Origin of the sequence: Alkalibacillus almallahensis (assembly GCF_011761495.1) — a bacterium.
GTDB lineage: Bacteria > Bacillota > Bacilli > Bacillales > Alkalibacillaceae > Alkalibacillus > Alkalibacillus almallahensis.
Map to the genome: position 1 here is coordinate 142621 of NZ_JAASRU010000002.1, position 15153 is coordinate 157773.

The window sequence follows — 15153 nt, forward strand, 5'->3', positions numbered from 1 at the left end:
GGTAATTCGTGGCCAAACGTGTTGAAGGATTATCCATTGATTTAGATTTAAATACGCAAGCTTTAAATCGTGGATTGAAAGGCGCAAAAGACCAACTCAAGACGGTTAATAGTGAAATGAAATCCAACATGTCTGCTTTCGATCGTGGCGATCGTTCCGTTGAAAAATACGAAAGACGGTTGCAAGGTTTAAACAAGAAGTTACAAGCGCAAGAAAAAGTTACATCAGAAGCGCGCAAAGAGTACGATCGTATGGTTGAACAACATGGTGAAGGTTCTAAAGAAGCGGAGAAAGCAGCAAGAGAATATAATAATCAAGCCGCTGCGCTCAACAATCTTGATCGATACGTGAATGATGCAACGCAAGAATTAGAAGATATGCGTGAAGAACAGGAACGTGCTAATTCTAAATGGGGTAATCTATCATCAAACCTGGATAATTTTGCGGGTCAATTAGATACAGCTCAAGGTAAAATGAATGAATTTGGCGACACGATGTCATCACGCGTTACAGCCCCAATTGTTGGTATGGGAGCCTTGGCAGTTGAGTCCACACGTGAATTTCGCGAACAGATGGCACGTTTAGAAACGAACGCTAAAGATGCAGGTGTTGGCATTGATACTACGCGTGAAGCTATGCGTGATTTAAGCGGTGTCTCGAAAGAAACCGATTCAAACGTTGAAGCTTTATCGAACCTACTAGCAACAGATATGAATGAGAGCCAAATGCAACAAACCATTGATAATCTATCAGGTGCTATCGTTAAATTCCCAGACACACTTAAAATTGAAAGTTTAGCTGATGGTTTACAAGAAACCGTTGCTGCAGGCAAAGCGGTTGGACCATTCGCTGAACTCTTAGAACGAATGGGTGTTGATCTGGAAACATTTGAGGAAGGTTTAGCCGAAGCGAAAGAAGACGGTGACGAACTTAACTACACCTTAGATACATTAAATGATCTGGACTTATCAAAAATGAATAAAGAGTTCAGAGATTCTAACAAAGAATTAGTTGAGCATCGTGAAGCGCAATATGATTTTCAAGAGTCGTTTGCGGAACTAGGCGAAAAACTAGAACCGATCGCGACTGATATTACAGAACGAGTCATTGAAGTAGTCGAAGCATTTAATGACTTAGAACCAGCTACCCAAAATAACATCATTAAATTTGCAGGTTTAGCTGCAGCAGTTGGACCAGCCTCTAAAGTTTTAGGTGGTTTGACTGGTGGTGTTAAAGGTGTCGTTAAACAAGGCGGTAAACTAGCATCGGTTATGGGCAAAAAAGGTGGAACAGGTCTTCTTGGTAGCCTTGGCATGTTAGGGAAAACTGGCGTTGCTGGTTTAGCTGTTGCGGGTGTTGGTGCGCTTGGTTATGGCATATATGAATTAGTCGAGAACAGCAGAGAAGCGAAAGAGGTTAATCTCGATTTAGCTCAATCGTTTAGTGATCAAGCCTCGAATCTCCAAGATAACGTTGAAACGTTTGAAAACCTAACAGAAAAATCGAAATTGAGTAATGATGAACTTGCTCGATTAAATGATCTTAATCAACGCATTTCAGAATCCAGTAATCCAGGCAAAATTGATGAATTGCAAAAACAATATGACAACCTTGCACGTGAATCAGGTTTATCGAAACAAGAAATAGAGAATCTTTTTGATGCTAACAAAGAAATCATCGATCAAACGCCAGATGTTGAAAAAAGTGTTTCGAAACAAGGTAATGCTTTTGTTGATAACACAGAGAAAGTAAAAGAGCACATCGATGAATTAAGGAATTTATCGGAAATTCAATTAAAAGGTGAAAGAGCTAAGTTACTGGAACAAGAGGAAGAAGCGCGTAAAGAAATCAACGAACAAACCGATAGATTAGAATTTAAAGAAAAGCGACTATCTTTTCTTTACGAAAACCGAAACTTGTCTACGGAAGAATTAAAAGATCGACTATCTGAAGTAAATGAAGAACTAGATGGAGTTAACCGTAATTCAGAAAAAGGTATAGAGCTTGACCGAAAACAAACAGATTTGCGAAAAATTATGCAAGAAGAAGTCGGAAAAACCGTAGAACAACTGCAAAATGAGAGTGACGAGATTCAAAACAATATTGATAAAGAGCAAGAAAAGATTGATAAGTTAAAAGCGACAAACCAACAAATTGCAAACATTTATTTGAAAAACGTTGATATCAATAAAGAAGGCGAAAAAGGTCTTAAAGCTCTTGATAAAACCCTGGAGAAAAACAAACAAGAAATTGACGATTTACAAACGAAAATAGAAGAAGGCGGAAAGCTTACTCAAGAAGAACAAGATAGATTAGGTAAATTACAAGAAACAGTGACAGAACAAGAAAATGCTAAGTTAAAGATTTTCGAAGAGTTAGGTTTGTACAAAGACATTAACTCAATTCTTGAAACGAAACTAACGAAACTGTCCAGAGAAGAACAACAGAAGATCATGAACCTTGCCAAAACTAGAGATATTGATGTTGAGGAAGGTAATATTCTTGGAAAGATTCAACAGAAAAACCAAGAACTTATCGAAGAAAGAATAAATCTTGAAAAAAATTTACAAAAGCAAGGTGCTAATAAAGATGAAATCAACAAACAGATAGAAGCTATAGATCGGAAAATATTAAAAAACGATCAAGTTATCCAGGACATACTAAAAGAAGCTGGTCTGTGGGACCAAGTTAAAGACGAAATAAATTTAGGAAAACAAGCTATAGATGGCCAAGGTGAACAAATAGATCAGAATAATCGTAAAACGGAGCGAGGTGTTCAAAAGGAAAAAGAACGTACCAAAGAAGCTTCAAAAGACGTTGATAAAGATGTAAACGTGGATGACAACGGAACAGCTGATCAAGTTCATGGCGAAGCCACAAAAACAGGAACCAAAGATGTTGGTGTTGATTGGTTTGATTGGAAAGGGTCTAGTGTTTGGGATTTAGTGCCTAACGTTGTCAGCGTGGGTGTTAATTGGATAGGTAATGCACTTGGATTCGGAAGGAATGCAGATGGCACAAATTACTTCAACCATCCTACCGGCATGTCTTGGTTAGGTGAAGAAGGACCAGAACTTGTTAAGCATAAAAATAACTGGGCATTAGCCGATTTCGGCCTATACGACGTACCTAGAGGTGCGCAGATATTTACGAATGAGGAATCAAAAAGCATCATGAATGCAATGAATAGTATTCCTGCTTATGCAAGTGGGATTAGTGCTCCGGGTGAAGCGAATCGTGTGGTTAATCAATTAAACAATCAATCTATGCAAGGTGAAGCGGTTGTCTATACAACTGTTATTAATCAAATGGATAGTGAAGAGTTAAGTAGACACACATATAAACAAATCACCGAACTACAAATGCTTGATCAAGAAATAGAGGACAGTTTTAAGTAGAAGGGAGGTATTTAAGATGACAACAATGACTTTTAATGGTGTGACAAAACCTTGGTTAATTATCCGTGATGGAAGACAAAAATCACCATTCCCGCCCATCAACAATAATTTACTGAGTGTGCAAGGAATGCCTGGAGCTTATCTTGAATCTACAGAAGTTGATGTTTTGTATATTACACAACCAATCGGTTTTATTGCAGAAGATGATGATGACGCACAAGCCAAAACGGATGAACTTTCAGGCTGGTTGTTAACAAGTGAACCAGTTCCTCTCCAATTCAGTGATGAACCTGGACGAACTTATTACGCCAAAATTGATGGGGATATGTCTGACTTTAATAAGTTTGCTCGATTGAGAAGAGGGACGATTACTTTTGTTTGTCCTAATCCCTTTGCACATGGGCCAGAAAAATCTTATACATTTTCCTCTGATGAAGAAGCTATAGAAAATGAAGGAACAGCCGAAGCAGAACCAATTTTTGAAATGGAAGTGACACAATCAGTCACATTTGCGATGATTCAAAATCACCTAAATGAATATATGATGATTGGCCAACCTGTTGATGTTGAGTCAATTGAATTTCAGGAGAAGGAATTAATTTTGCAAGATACAATGGATTCTTTGACCGGATGGACTGAAGGCACACAATTAGATAACGGAACGCCTTCTGGTTCTATGACTGTCGATAATTCGAGACTTGTTGTGGGTGATTGGGGGACTGAAGCAGGAACAGCTAAGTGGTACGGTCCTGCTATTAAGAAAAGTTTATCTGAGCAATTGCAAGATTTTAGAGCTGAAATGCGTATTGAGAACATTGATGATGCGAGCGAAGTAGGAAAAGTCGAAATGTATTTTTTAGATGTGAATGATCAAATTATTGGTCGCATTACTTTGAAAGATGCGTGGCAAGGTTATCAACGTAATCGCGGTGAAGCAAGAGCTGGTAATGCTAGCAATGGACACTACTTATTAGACGAAAGTTACGCTGGAGCATGGCACGATTTTATCGGCATTTTAAGATTAGAAAGAAGAGGCAACGAATGGACATCTTATATTTGTAAAGTAAGAGAAAACGGGGAGCATCACGCAAGGGAAACAAGACATTTTTCAGATGACGAATATCTTTATATGGATCAATTAGCACAAATCCAGATAGCGATTACAAAGTTTGGTGATTATGAGCCGACACAAGCGGCAGTTCGTGATTTAAAAGTATGGAAACTGAATGATCCATCGGATTTTGAAATTCCCTATATTGCTAACCAAGGTGATCGAATAACATTTGATCATACAAATAATGGGGAAGTCAGAATCAATGGTGAACCATTTGAAAACATCATAATGGGTTCATCTTTTTTTTCGTTGAAGCCAAAGACTAATCAGTTAGTGGTGCAGCCGAATAATAGCTTTAATACAAGTCTTAAGTACCGTCCACCTTATAAGTAGGGAGGTGATGAAACGTGAGCATGATTTATATCGTAGACGGTCAAAATGATCGTATTTTAAGTCATATTAGATACAAATATCTTTTAGAAAATGATCATACAAAATCAAAAGAGGATTGGCTTGAAACATTTCAATTTACGACTTTTGCAGACCAACCTTTTTCTGAACATTTGACCAAGCGTAATAAGATTTTAATACCAGGTGAAGATGATGAACTTATCGAATTCACCTTATTCAGAGTTAATAAAGTACGCAGAAAAGGTCGCTTGGTCATTAAATGTTATAGTCGTGCAAGTTACTTAGACTTAAAAAAATCTAAGTCTATTGACGTAGGAGAAACTGATGCAAATAGTGCAGAATTGCATACTATCAATGCTTTAGCCAACACCCCATATCAAGCTGGGCAAATCGCCTTTAAAGGTGTCGGTACTATAATGTTTGATGATGCAATCAAACCATTCAATTATATAAAGCGTATTGCCAGTGAATTTGAATTAGAGCCTCGATTTCGTGCTCAAACATCTGGTGGAAAAATCATTGGTCGATACGTCGATTTAGTTGATCGAGTAGGTGAATTTCGAGGTAGAACAGCTGAATTTGGCTCAGATATTGAAACGTTAAAACGAAAAGAAAACACAAAAGATGTGGTTACTGCATTACGTTGTTTCGGTCCAGAAAGAGAGGATGGAACAAGGCTGATTGTAGAAGTGACAGATGAAGAAGCTTTGCAACGTTGGGGGATGAATGGCCAACATTTATGGGACGACTATGAGCCTCGATCAACTATTCAAGAAATGACAGAAGAAGAGTTGATGGGATATGGTCGCACAGAACTAGACAAACGAATTAATGCTGCAGTTGATTACGAAATTGACATCATAGATTTAGAACATGTTCCTGGACTAGAAAATAAAAAGACGCGTTTCGGTGACACAATTCACATTAAAGACACAGGATTTACCCCTCCTTTATATGTGGAAGCGCGTATTTTTAAATTTAGTAGAGATATCAAAAATAAAGCTAGAAAAAGAATTACGCTTGGAGACTTCAAAGAATTCACAGAAGAAGAAGTCGATGCTGCCTGGAAACAACTGCAATCTGAAATCGCTAAAAAAATTGACGCTGCTCAAACGTATGATAAAACGACGATTGATAGTAAAGACCAAACGGTTTTCGAAGATGGTAAGACGTTTGCAGAAGTGCAAGCTAGCTCTGCTGAGGACAATGCCAAGGCGCATGCAAACACGGTCGCAAATACGGCTGAATCAAACGCAAAGAGCCATGCTGACACAGTAGCTAGTAACGCCGAAAATAACGCTAAAGATTATGCTGTTGCTCAAGAAGATTATGATAGTAAGATGACTGAAATCGCGAATGATTTAAGCGATAAAGCAGGCATTGAGTATGTGGACGGTGAATTGCAGTTAAAGCAAGGCGAGATTCCACAGCAAGACACCGCGCCAAGTAGTCCGAACACCGGTATGTTATGGCTTGATACGTCGAAGACAGTAAACGTCATGAAACGTTATGACGGTTCGGGCTGGGTTAAAGCCACGCCAACGGACGCAAGCGAAGTCGGTTCTTATACGATAGCCGAAGTTGATAATGCGCTATCAAACAAAGTCAGTGTAACGCAATATGACTCGGATATGGACGGCGTGATTAGCGACATTAATAGCAACAGCACATTAATCGGTCAAAACGAGGACGCTATCGCATTGAAAGCGGATAGTAGCCGGGTTGATACACTTGAGGGTACGGTTAGCAACCATAGCACTGAATTATCAGTTATGAGTGATGAAATCGAATTAAAAGCTGAAAGTAGTCGTGTTGACACACTAGAAGGTACTGTCGATAATCATACAGCCGAATTAAGTGTCATGTCTGACGAAATCGACTTACGAGTCGAAAAAGATGGCGTAATAGGTTCTATTAATCTCTCAGAAGAAGATCTAAAAATTGACGTCGAACAAATCGCTATACAAGGTGACTTAGCAGTAAGTGAAGGTAATCTCGTTTTGAAAGATGGTTCGGTTACAGCACCTAAAATTTCATCCAGAGAAATAACATCTGAAAAGTTACTGCTTGGTAATTTTGATAACATGTTAGAAAATCCTAACTTCTTGAATAACATAAGCCCACACGATTTACAGAGAGGTTCATGGACGTTGGATAATAACAAGAGCCATACAGGGAAAACATCATTAAAATGTACAGGCGTTGATACAGGTGATGAGGCTAGGGTTTATTTAGGTGGTGCTGACGCGATTGTTGTACAAGAAGGCGAAGAATATCAGTTTTCAACTCATGTTATCAAAACAGGGAACAGCCCACACAATGACATGGTTGTTTCGTTGCGTTTCGCGGATGAGGATCTCAACTTTGTTGGTTATGAAGGTACAACGTGGTTTTACTCAAATGATTTTAGCCACAATGAATGGACACAAATCAACGTGACGGGCAGAGTGCCTGACGGTGCCTTTTATGTACAACCAACGATACGGATCATGGATGATGGAAACAACCCAAGTTATCAAATTGATTCGGTCAAGCTCAAAAGTCTAGTTGATGGGAAGTTAGTAGCAGGCACTATTGAAAGTGTTGATATTAATGGTTCGACGTTTACAGCTCAAAGTGGTGAAGATGGTTATGTGCGTATTAACGATCAGGGTTGGTATGTCGTTGATGCTAATGACAATATCCGAATTGGCATAAATACAACAAGTCAATCATGGTCGCAACCAGCGCCTTCGACAATATGGTTTTTCCAACCTGACGGTGAATATGTTAATGAATCATATGTGGGGTACGGTAGTGATGATGTTTTTGCAATGTATTCAGATAGTAAAATCATCATAACAGCACCAGATATACAAATGAGCCCTATAACAAGCGATTTAGATGTCCAAGCTAAATTAACAATTGAACGAAGTGGTTCAAGCTTTAATCTTAAATCAGAAGGAACGGGCACGTCAGCAACCACTTATGTTGACTTTATTGATGCAAACAGTGATCGGTTAGGTTATTTTGGCTATGGTTCAACGGGCAATACCGTTTTCTATATATCGAATAACATTGGTGATGAGGTTCGCATTGTCGGCGATATGAACGCAACAGGCTCAAAGTCGGCGATTGTTGATACCGAAAACTATGGTAGTCGTAAGATGTATGCAGTGGAAGCGCCAGATGTACGTTTTATGGATGTGATTGAGGTCACACTTAGTCAAGGCGAACATTGGGTTAATTTAGATCCAATATTTGCTGAAACCATTAACGGCTACTCAGTATTTCCGATCGTTCAGAATGGTGGTCAAGTTCGAATTTTAGAGCGTGAAAATCAACGCTTTAAAGTTTATGTAGCAGACAATAATACAGAAGTTGCTTGCTGGGTTTACGGCAAGCGAGAAGGTTATGAGGATATTTATTTAGAACAAGTTGAGGAGGTTGCATAATATGCAAGTCAAAATTAAAAACGCGACATTAGGGCAGGCCATTGACCTGCTCTTTAATTTGTCTTTAAGAGGTAAAGAATCGAGGCATCGCACTAAATTCATTAAGAAGTTAGGGGAGCGTGTGAAAGAAGTTGAAGAGCAACGTAAGCAGCTTGCTAAAGAACATTCCCATTTAGATGATGAAGGCAACCCGATCATGAAGGAAGACGGTAAAAAATACGACATCAAAGACTTTGACGCTTTTCAAAAAGATATTGATGAGCTTTATAACGAAGAAATGGTGATCGATGGCGGTGATAACCAGGACATGTTGAAAACGGTTAAAAAGGTATTAGAAGAATGTAATGTTGCGTTTAGTGGCAATGAAGCTGTGATCTATGATTATTTATGTGATCAATTTGAGGAGGCTGAAAACCATGATTAATAATATGGAGATTAAAGTAAACAACATTCAATTTGTTTCTTCTGGTGAAGAGGAAAAGGTTCATATTCATTTTAGAGGGAAGGATCCAGAAAACGAATTAAATTTAAGTGGTTATGTACCCGTTACCGTTACGGAATACGAAAATAATTCGTCTATTGATGACATGCAGCAACTGGTTAAAGATAAGGTGTTGGAGCGTCTTGCATAAGGCGCTTTTTATTATGTCTTAGGGGGTAAATTGTGGATGTTGTAAACAACGCAAAAATGACGACAGCTGGGGTGGCAGTTGTGTTTTCGTGGTTATTTGGTGAGTGGTCCGTTTTATTAGGCGCACTCATCTTTTTTGTAACATTTGATTTTCTAACAGGCATCTTGGCATCTGGCTATGAAGGCAAGCTGAAAGCGGATATTGCATTTTGGGGTATTCCTAAGAAGATTATGATCTTTGGTTTGGTTGCAGCAGCACAGATCATTGACCAAGTGTATTTATTTCAAATAGGAAATCCAATCGTTGTTGGCCAAATGGAATTAAGCGTCATGGCTGCGACGATTTTTTATTATCTGGTGACTGAGTTCATTAGCATCAGTGAGAACTTAGGGAGATTAAATGTGCCAGTGCCACCGCCGTTAAGAAAGTCTATTGAGTTTTTTAAACAAAGATAAGGAGTGATTGAAATGATTGATGAAATGAAAAAGAACGGCGAAGAACGCCGTTCAATCACCTCTGAAATAGGTGATACGAAGATTAAACAAACTTCAGATCAAATTACTATAACAGCGAAAAAAATGTGATCGACCAGGGTGATTAATAGTTTATCCTATTCGCTTCTTAATCAATAATTTTCACGGTTTCACCATCTTCTTGAAGTTCAAGAGTTTTGTTACAATCAATTTTTATATTACCACCTTCTTGGTGATATTTAATGATTGTTCCGTCGTCATATTCGCTTGACGAAATTAATTTTCCAGGTTTAGACTCATGAATTTTGGAATTAACAAGTTTCCGACCTTCAGGTAGTATATTCATTTTCATAATTTTCACCTCCCTTCCTACGCGGACTTTCGACAAGAAGGGAGGAAATTCCTACTAAATATAAGGAGTGATTTAAATGCAAGATTTAAGAGGTAAAACAATGGGCGGTCACAGTAAACGCTCATTAAATCAAGTTAACTTTATTGTGCGTCACCATTCAGCAACACAGAGTGGTGACGTTTTTAAGTTCGAGGACTATTGGAAGTCAAAAGGTTGGCAAACAGGTGGCTATCATGAAGTCATTTTACGTGATGGCGATTTTCAGCTTAACTATGATGAAAACGTGATCACAAATGGTGTAGGTGGCCATAACACTGAAAGCTATCATATTTGTTTGGTGGGTAATGGTGACTTTACTGAAGCGCAAGAACAGACATTTAAAGAACGTGCTAAACGTGCAATGGATGTATTTGAATTGAGCGTCAATGATGTGATTGGACACAATGAATTTTCTAGTGCTAATACATCTTGCCCAGGTATCAATATGGATGATGTGCGAGCTGATCTAAAAGGTTCTTCTAATCAATCGTCTGATAATGACTTATTGCGTAAAGGCGATGATGGAAAAGAAGTTAAGCAGCTGCAGCAAGAATTACTAGATGCAGGAGAAGAACTACCGCAATATGGCGCGGATGGCCATTTTGGTGACGAAACAGAAAAAGCTGTTAAGAGCCTGCAGAGAAAAGCAAGTATTACGATTGATGGGATCGTTGGGCCAAATACTCGTGATGCCCTAAATAATCAACCATCTAGCAACCACAATTTGCCGAATGGCATTTATCGTGAGGGAAATCGAAGTGGAGCGGTTAAGAAAATCCAAGAAGCATTAAACGCTGCTAACTTTAAAGTTGGTCCGGTTGATGGCATTTATGGTCCAAAAACAAAAGATGCTGTAGAGCGTTTCCAGAAGGTCTACTTACCATATGAAGTAGACGGTATTTATGGACCAAATACGAAAGATAAATTAGAGGAGGTTCTATAATGGAGGTTATGGATTATGTAGTTGAGAAAGCGCTGATTTTGATTCCAGTGCTCATGGTCTTAGGCAAAATGATTAAGAACATGGAAGTCGTACCAAACAAATTCATACCGGGCATTTTATTAGCGATTGGCTTAGGCCTGTCGCTACTTTTATTTGGTTTGAATGTTGATGCTGTGGTGCAAGGTGTATTGGTTACAGGCGCATCTGTTTATTTCCATCAGGTCATTAAACAAAAAGATAAATAAAAAGAAAGGGTGTTGGTTGTGGAGGGTTATTCTAAAGTTGAAGTTGATAAAAAATTAGAAGAACTAAAAAAATATGTTGATCACCGGATTAAATCGAATGACGAGCAGAAAGAAAAAGAATCAAGAATCGCTTCGTCTTTTTCAATGAAATAAAGGTTTTTCCTTCCCAATGTCGAAAAATGGTATTGGGAAGGGAGGTGTTACATATGAAAACGGAAAAAGAAATGTATGAGACGTGGCTGCAGAGAACGAAGGAAAATATCGATAAAAATAATGAAGAACTTCAAAAACTTGAGGATGAAAAGGACCACTTTGAGCAGTATAGGAAGTTGCAATATAACAGCCTATCAAAATGGATTGAAGAGGACGAATTGGATCCATCTTTAGAAGAGGAGCTACGCTACTCTAAAGAATTCTTGGATAAATCAATAGATGATAATATCAAAAAAATTGATAAATTAAAAATGTCGATAAGACACGGAGAATTCATCAAGATGAAAATCGAGCAAGAATTAAATAAATAAAGGCCCCACAATCGTGAGGCCTTGGCTCGGAGTCATATCAAGGTGTATTTCATTGGCCCATTTTATATAGTTTTCAATAAACATTAGAATATACAAAAACCCTCGCTATTGCGGGGGCTTTTATTACTTATGTTAATTATCATACTTTATAATGTGATGATAAATCAGTAGCTAATCCTTCCATTAAGCTTATCATTGTACGCATAAGTATATTAACTTCTTCTATTATTTCATCAGTTTTCGGATACCAAATTAACTCTGATATATCATGGTTTTCATCAAAGTTAAAAAACTTACTAATTTCTTTGACGCCAGTATGAGTGGATCCGCTGAAGATTCTAAAAAGATAAGAATATATGTCATGGCTGTCGGTTTTTTTAGCCATTTCTTCTACATCTGGTAGTGGTGTAACATTTTCATCTTCTATCTCTTTTTTAATACTATCTAAATCTATTTCTTTTATTTGAGTTACTAGTTCATCTGTGAAAGCCCCTAGTTCATTTGAGCGAATGACATTAACCCATTTCTTTCTTTTTATTAAATCTTGCTTAATAATTTGGTCAGCGGAAGAATCTGATAAAGCGGCATACCGCAGCTTTATAAATGTTTCTGTAAAAGATCTGATAATACGCTTAGCATCATCTACTAGACCATAAGAACATAAATAATAAATAGATGAGATAGAGTTTAGTAGTGAAATAAAGAACCCGGCGATTATCACATCTTGAGAATCTCTATTTTTAATAGTAATTTTAAATTTTAACTCATGAAGTTTTTGGTTTTGTTTCTTGTAGCTGGAGAATAAATCTTTGTTAGATTCCATGACCTCATTCCTTAAACCATTCGCATCCTCCGATAAAAAACCTTCATCATTAAAACTCATAACACACGCTCCTTTGTAATAAGTTTTTAAATTCCAAATTTCATTAGAGATTTAATTATTATTCTTCCAATATTTATCCAACCTGAAAGCATTATCTAATGTTAAAGCCCTCTTAATTGAGGGCTATTTTTATTGTGAACAGACCACGATCCATCTGGATAATAATGAAACCATTCCCCGTTCAAATACCGAACATCAACACAGTATTCATCCATATTTCTAGTAACTTCCACTATATTATTCACATCAAAATCATTATGTTTATCTGAATTCAATTTGATGAAATGTGCACGTTGCGCTTTTAGTAAAAATTGATATTCACCATCGGACAAATCTTCGGCTGCAGGTAAACGATAAAGCATTAGTAATCATCTCCTATTTAGTTTTCTGCTATATAATAGCATAAGGTTTTATAAATGGTTGATTTTCGACAAAAGATGCTAATTAAAACAGCAAGAATTTACCTAAAAACAAAATCTAACTTGCAAACACGAACGTATGTTCTTATAATGTGAGCAAGGGAGAGTGATAAAATGATAGATTATCAGAGCACGGCACTTGAAGACTTTGTAACAAACATTTATCTACGCCACAAGATTATTACACCACAAGATTTGAACATCGACCGAATCGGTCGCATTTTTTATATCCACACTCACCGCAAACCTATGCTACCTCGTTTTGATGTGATTGTGCGTTATCGAGGAATCATTATTGATTCAAGAGAGCCCGAGTCTATCCAACGCGAGCAATTCTTTCACGAACTATGCCACATCTTAAGACATGCAGGGCATCAATCATTAATGCCCAAAGCGTTCAGAGAGCTTCAAGAAAATGATGCTCAAGCCTTCACGATGTATGCTGCATTACCATATCACATGATTAAACACTATGATTTTAATGATCCATTCATTGTCGGTATATTAGCTGAATCCTTTTGTATTAGGAAGTCATTAGTATTTGATCGACTTGAACAGATCTATCGTAATCAAAAATCTACCCATTTATATAGTGATTATGATGTAAGCTACCTATGAGGAGGGCTGTTAAATATGGGAAGTGTTGAAAAACGAGGGAAAAACAAATTTAGACTATCGATTGTAACCGGCTATAATGAGAGAGGTAACCCAATAAGAACTAGAAAAACGATTACAGCCAAAAATAAAACAGAAGCTAGAAAGATATTATCTCAGCTGGAATCTGATTACTTGCAAGATCAATTGATAGAAACGACTGATTTAAAATTGAGAGATTTCTATGCCATGTGGCTGGATAAGCATGCGCATGATTACTACTCACCAGATACTAAGCAAAATGTTATTCGTATTATTGAAGCTCGCATTTTACCTAAATATGGTCATATTAAATTGCAAGACTTTAAAACGATCCACATAGTGGATTTTGTTAATGATTTGAAAACGAATGGAAGACGGTTGGATGGTAAAGAAGGAAATCTATCTGCCTCTAGTATTCGTAATTGCTACAAAGCATTTAATGCTCTGTTGAAAAAAGCACATGATTGGCAATTGATTAAGTCTAATCCAGCTGAAGGAGTCGAGCTACCGTCAGCTAATCATAAACACGAAGTAGATTATTCATCTGATTTAATTTGGAAAATGATTGAGTTGATCAGCCATCAACCAAAAGATAAACAGTTAATCTTTTGGACAGCTTTTATAACGGGATGTAGACAAGGAGAGTTGTCAGCGCTAGAGGATAAACATTTGGTTAAGAAAGATGGTAAGTATGCTATTCATATTGAACAATCAATAACAGAAGCAGACGGTGAAGGTTTAGTTATTAAGAATATCAAAAACAATGTTTCAGGATATGTAGCAATCCCTAAGGATCTAGCGGAAATGTTAGAAGAGCGCATTAAGATGAAGCGGCTACAAAAATTTAAAGCTCAAAATTTATGGTACGATCCTGAGCGGGTTTTTATATTCTCAGATGATCTTGGAAAACCAATGCGGCCTGATTCAATCAGCCAATGGTGGAGAAGATTCCGTATTAAAAATGATTTAGGCAATGTGCGCTTTCATGATTTAAGGCATCTATCAGTGACTTATTTAATTCATAAAGGCATGCCGATTAAAACCATCAGTGACCGAGCGCGTCATACAAACATCGGAACAACCATGAATATATACGGCCATAATATAGTAGAGATTGATGAATTAGCAGCGGATCATTTTAGTGAATTTTTTAAGCAAAAAGACGTTAATTAAAAATCCTGCCCCAATTCTGCCCCAAAAAGTTAATTTCTTTATTCAGATAAAGTGAAATGCTGATAAACAAAAAACGCTCAATCCCTCGTCATATAAAGGGTTGAGCGTTTTAAAATTGAGTGTCCCGAGCAGGAATCGAACCTGCGACCGACAGCTTAGAAGGCTGTTGCTCTATCCCCTGAGCTACCGGGACAACGTCAAAAAAATGGAGCGGGTGATGGGAATCGAACCCACAACATCAGCTTGGAAGGCTGAGGTTTTACCATTAAACTACACCCGCATCACACATATGAAATTATTTTAATCATATTAAACAACATTTTTGTTGCGACAAGTTTTATTATATAAAGCAAGGCTGTAGTTGTCAATATTGTAACCCTAAATTTAATTAAAACAATCGCAGAATCTCATATTTACTTTACTATTTTAAATTGTTACAATTTTTTGTAAGTAATTTATATGTCCATCCAATAACGAAAATGAATTGCTATTAATATGAATTTGAAGAACGATCGTAAGCTAACTAACAATTTAATG

15 protein-coding genes and 2 tRNA genes are annotated in these 15153 nt (G+C 37.4%); 12 read left to right on the plus strand and 5 right to left on the minus strand.

Annotated features, from left to right (window positions below):
• Nucleotides 1-8: 8 nt before the first annotated feature.
• The 6 genes from FHR85_RS02750 to FHR85_RS02775 are packed head-to-tail and all read left to right on the plus strand — an operon-like array spanning nt 9 to nt 9384.
• Nucleotides 9-3398, plus strand: coding sequence for a phage tail tape measure protein (locus FHR85_RS02750; protein WP_167260835.1), 3390 nt, complete (start codon nt 9-11; stop codon nt 3396-3398).
• Between the two features lie 16 nt (nt 3399-3414).
• A complete protein-coding gene (locus tag FHR85_RS02755; RefSeq protein ID WP_167260837.1) occupies nt 3415-4845 on the plus strand; it encodes a distal tail protein Dit in 1431 nt (476 codons plus the stop codon).
• 20 nt (nt 4846-4865) lie between these two features.
• Nucleotides 4866-8297: a phage tail spike protein gene (locus tag FHR85_RS02760; protein ID WP_243864141.1), complete on the plus strand. Its 3432-nt coding sequence runs from the start codon at nt 4866-4868 to the stop codon at nt 8295-8297.
• Nucleotide 8298: 1 nt separating this feature from the next.
• Entirely contained in the window at nt 8299-8721 is a 423-nt protein-coding gene (locus FHR85_RS02765) for a DUF1617 family protein (protein WP_167260841.1), read from the plus strand.
• Nucleotides 8714-8929 (plus strand): hypothetical protein, encoded by a 216-nt coding sequence (locus FHR85_RS02770; protein ID WP_167260843.1) that lies wholly within the window; start codon nt 8714-8716, stop codon nt 8927-8929. The genes FHR85_RS02765 and FHR85_RS02770 overlap by 8 nt, the downstream gene beginning before the upstream one ends.
• A 32-nt stretch (nt 8930-8961) precedes the next feature.
• Nucleotides 8962-9384 (plus strand): phage holin family protein, encoded by a 423-nt coding sequence (locus FHR85_RS02775; protein WP_341770920.1) that lies wholly within the window; start codon nt 8962-8964, stop codon nt 9382-9384.
• A 166-nt stretch (nt 9385-9550) separates the two neighbouring features.
• Here the strand turns inward: FHR85_RS02775 and FHR85_RS02780 are convergent, their stop codons facing one another.
• The gene (locus FHR85_RS02780) at nt 9551-9754 is read right to left on the minus strand and encodes a hypothetical protein (RefSeq protein WP_167260845.1); all 204 of its coding nucleotides are present in this window, start codon (nt 9752-9754) and stop codon (nt 9551-9553) included.
• A gap of 76 nt (nt 9755-9830) precedes the next feature.
• On the opposite strand from FHR85_RS02780, the gene FHR85_RS02785 reads away from it, so the two are divergent.
• From FHR85_RS02785 to FHR85_RS02795, 4 genes are read left to right on the plus strand one after another with little or no spacing between them, the layout of a single operon-like run.
• On the plus strand, nt 9831-10736 hold the full coding sequence (locus FHR85_RS02785; protein WP_167260847.1) for a peptidoglycan recognition protein family protein: 906 nt from the start codon (nt 9831-9833) through the stop codon (nt 10734-10736).
• Entirely contained in the window at nt 10736-10981 is a 246-nt protein-coding gene (locus FHR85_RS02790; protein ID WP_167260849.1) for a phage holin family protein, read from the plus strand. The genes FHR85_RS02785 and FHR85_RS02790 overlap by 1 nt, the downstream gene beginning before the upstream one ends.
• An 18-nt stretch (nt 10982-10999) precedes the next feature.
• On the plus strand, nt 11000-11134 hold the full coding sequence (locus FHR85_RS14475) for a hypothetical protein (protein ID WP_279588340.1): 135 nt from the start codon (nt 11000-11002) through the stop codon (nt 11132-11134).
• 53 nt (nt 11135-11187) lie between these two features.
• Complete coding sequence (locus FHR85_RS02795; RefSeq protein ID WP_167260851.1) at nt 11188-11505, plus strand: hypothetical protein; 318 nt, start codon at nt 11188-11190, stop codon at nt 11503-11505.
• A gap of 139 nt (nt 11506-11644) precedes the next feature.
• On the opposite strand, the gene FHR85_RS02800 is transcribed toward FHR85_RS02795, so the two are convergent.
• A complete protein-coding gene (locus tag FHR85_RS02800) occupies nt 11645-12388 on the minus strand; it encodes a DUF5677 domain-containing protein (protein WP_167260853.1) in 744 nt (247 codons plus the stop codon).
• 101 nt (nt 12389-12489) lie between these two features.
• Entirely contained in the window at nt 12490-12750 is a 261-nt protein-coding gene (locus tag FHR85_RS02805) for a hypothetical protein (protein WP_167260855.1), read from the minus strand.
• 171 nt (nt 12751-12921) lie between these two features.
• Between FHR85_RS02805 and FHR85_RS02810 the strand changes: the two genes are divergently transcribed.
• Nucleotides 12922-13425, plus strand: a complete 504-nt coding sequence (locus FHR85_RS02810; RefSeq protein WP_167260857.1) for an ImmA/IrrE family metallo-endopeptidase — start codon at nt 12922-12924, stop codon at nt 13423-13425.
• A gap of 15 nt (nt 13426-13440) precedes the next feature.
• On the plus strand, nt 13441-14616 hold the full coding sequence (locus FHR85_RS02815; protein ID WP_167260859.1) for a tyrosine-type recombinase/integrase: 1176 nt from the start codon (nt 13441-13443) through the stop codon (nt 14614-14616).
• A 120-nt stretch (nt 14617-14736) separates the two neighbouring features.
• On the opposite strand, the gene FHR85_RS02820 is transcribed toward FHR85_RS02815, so the two are convergent.
• Together FHR85_RS02820 and FHR85_RS02825 are read right to left on the minus strand one after the other, a co-directional pair.
• Nucleotides 14737-14809: transfer RNA gene (locus FHR85_RS02820), tRNA-Arg, on the minus strand.
• A gap of 13 nt (nt 14810-14822) precedes the next feature.
• Nucleotides 14823-14896: transfer RNA gene (locus FHR85_RS02825), tRNA-Gly, on the minus strand.
• Nucleotides 14897-15153: the final 257 nt, after the last annotated feature.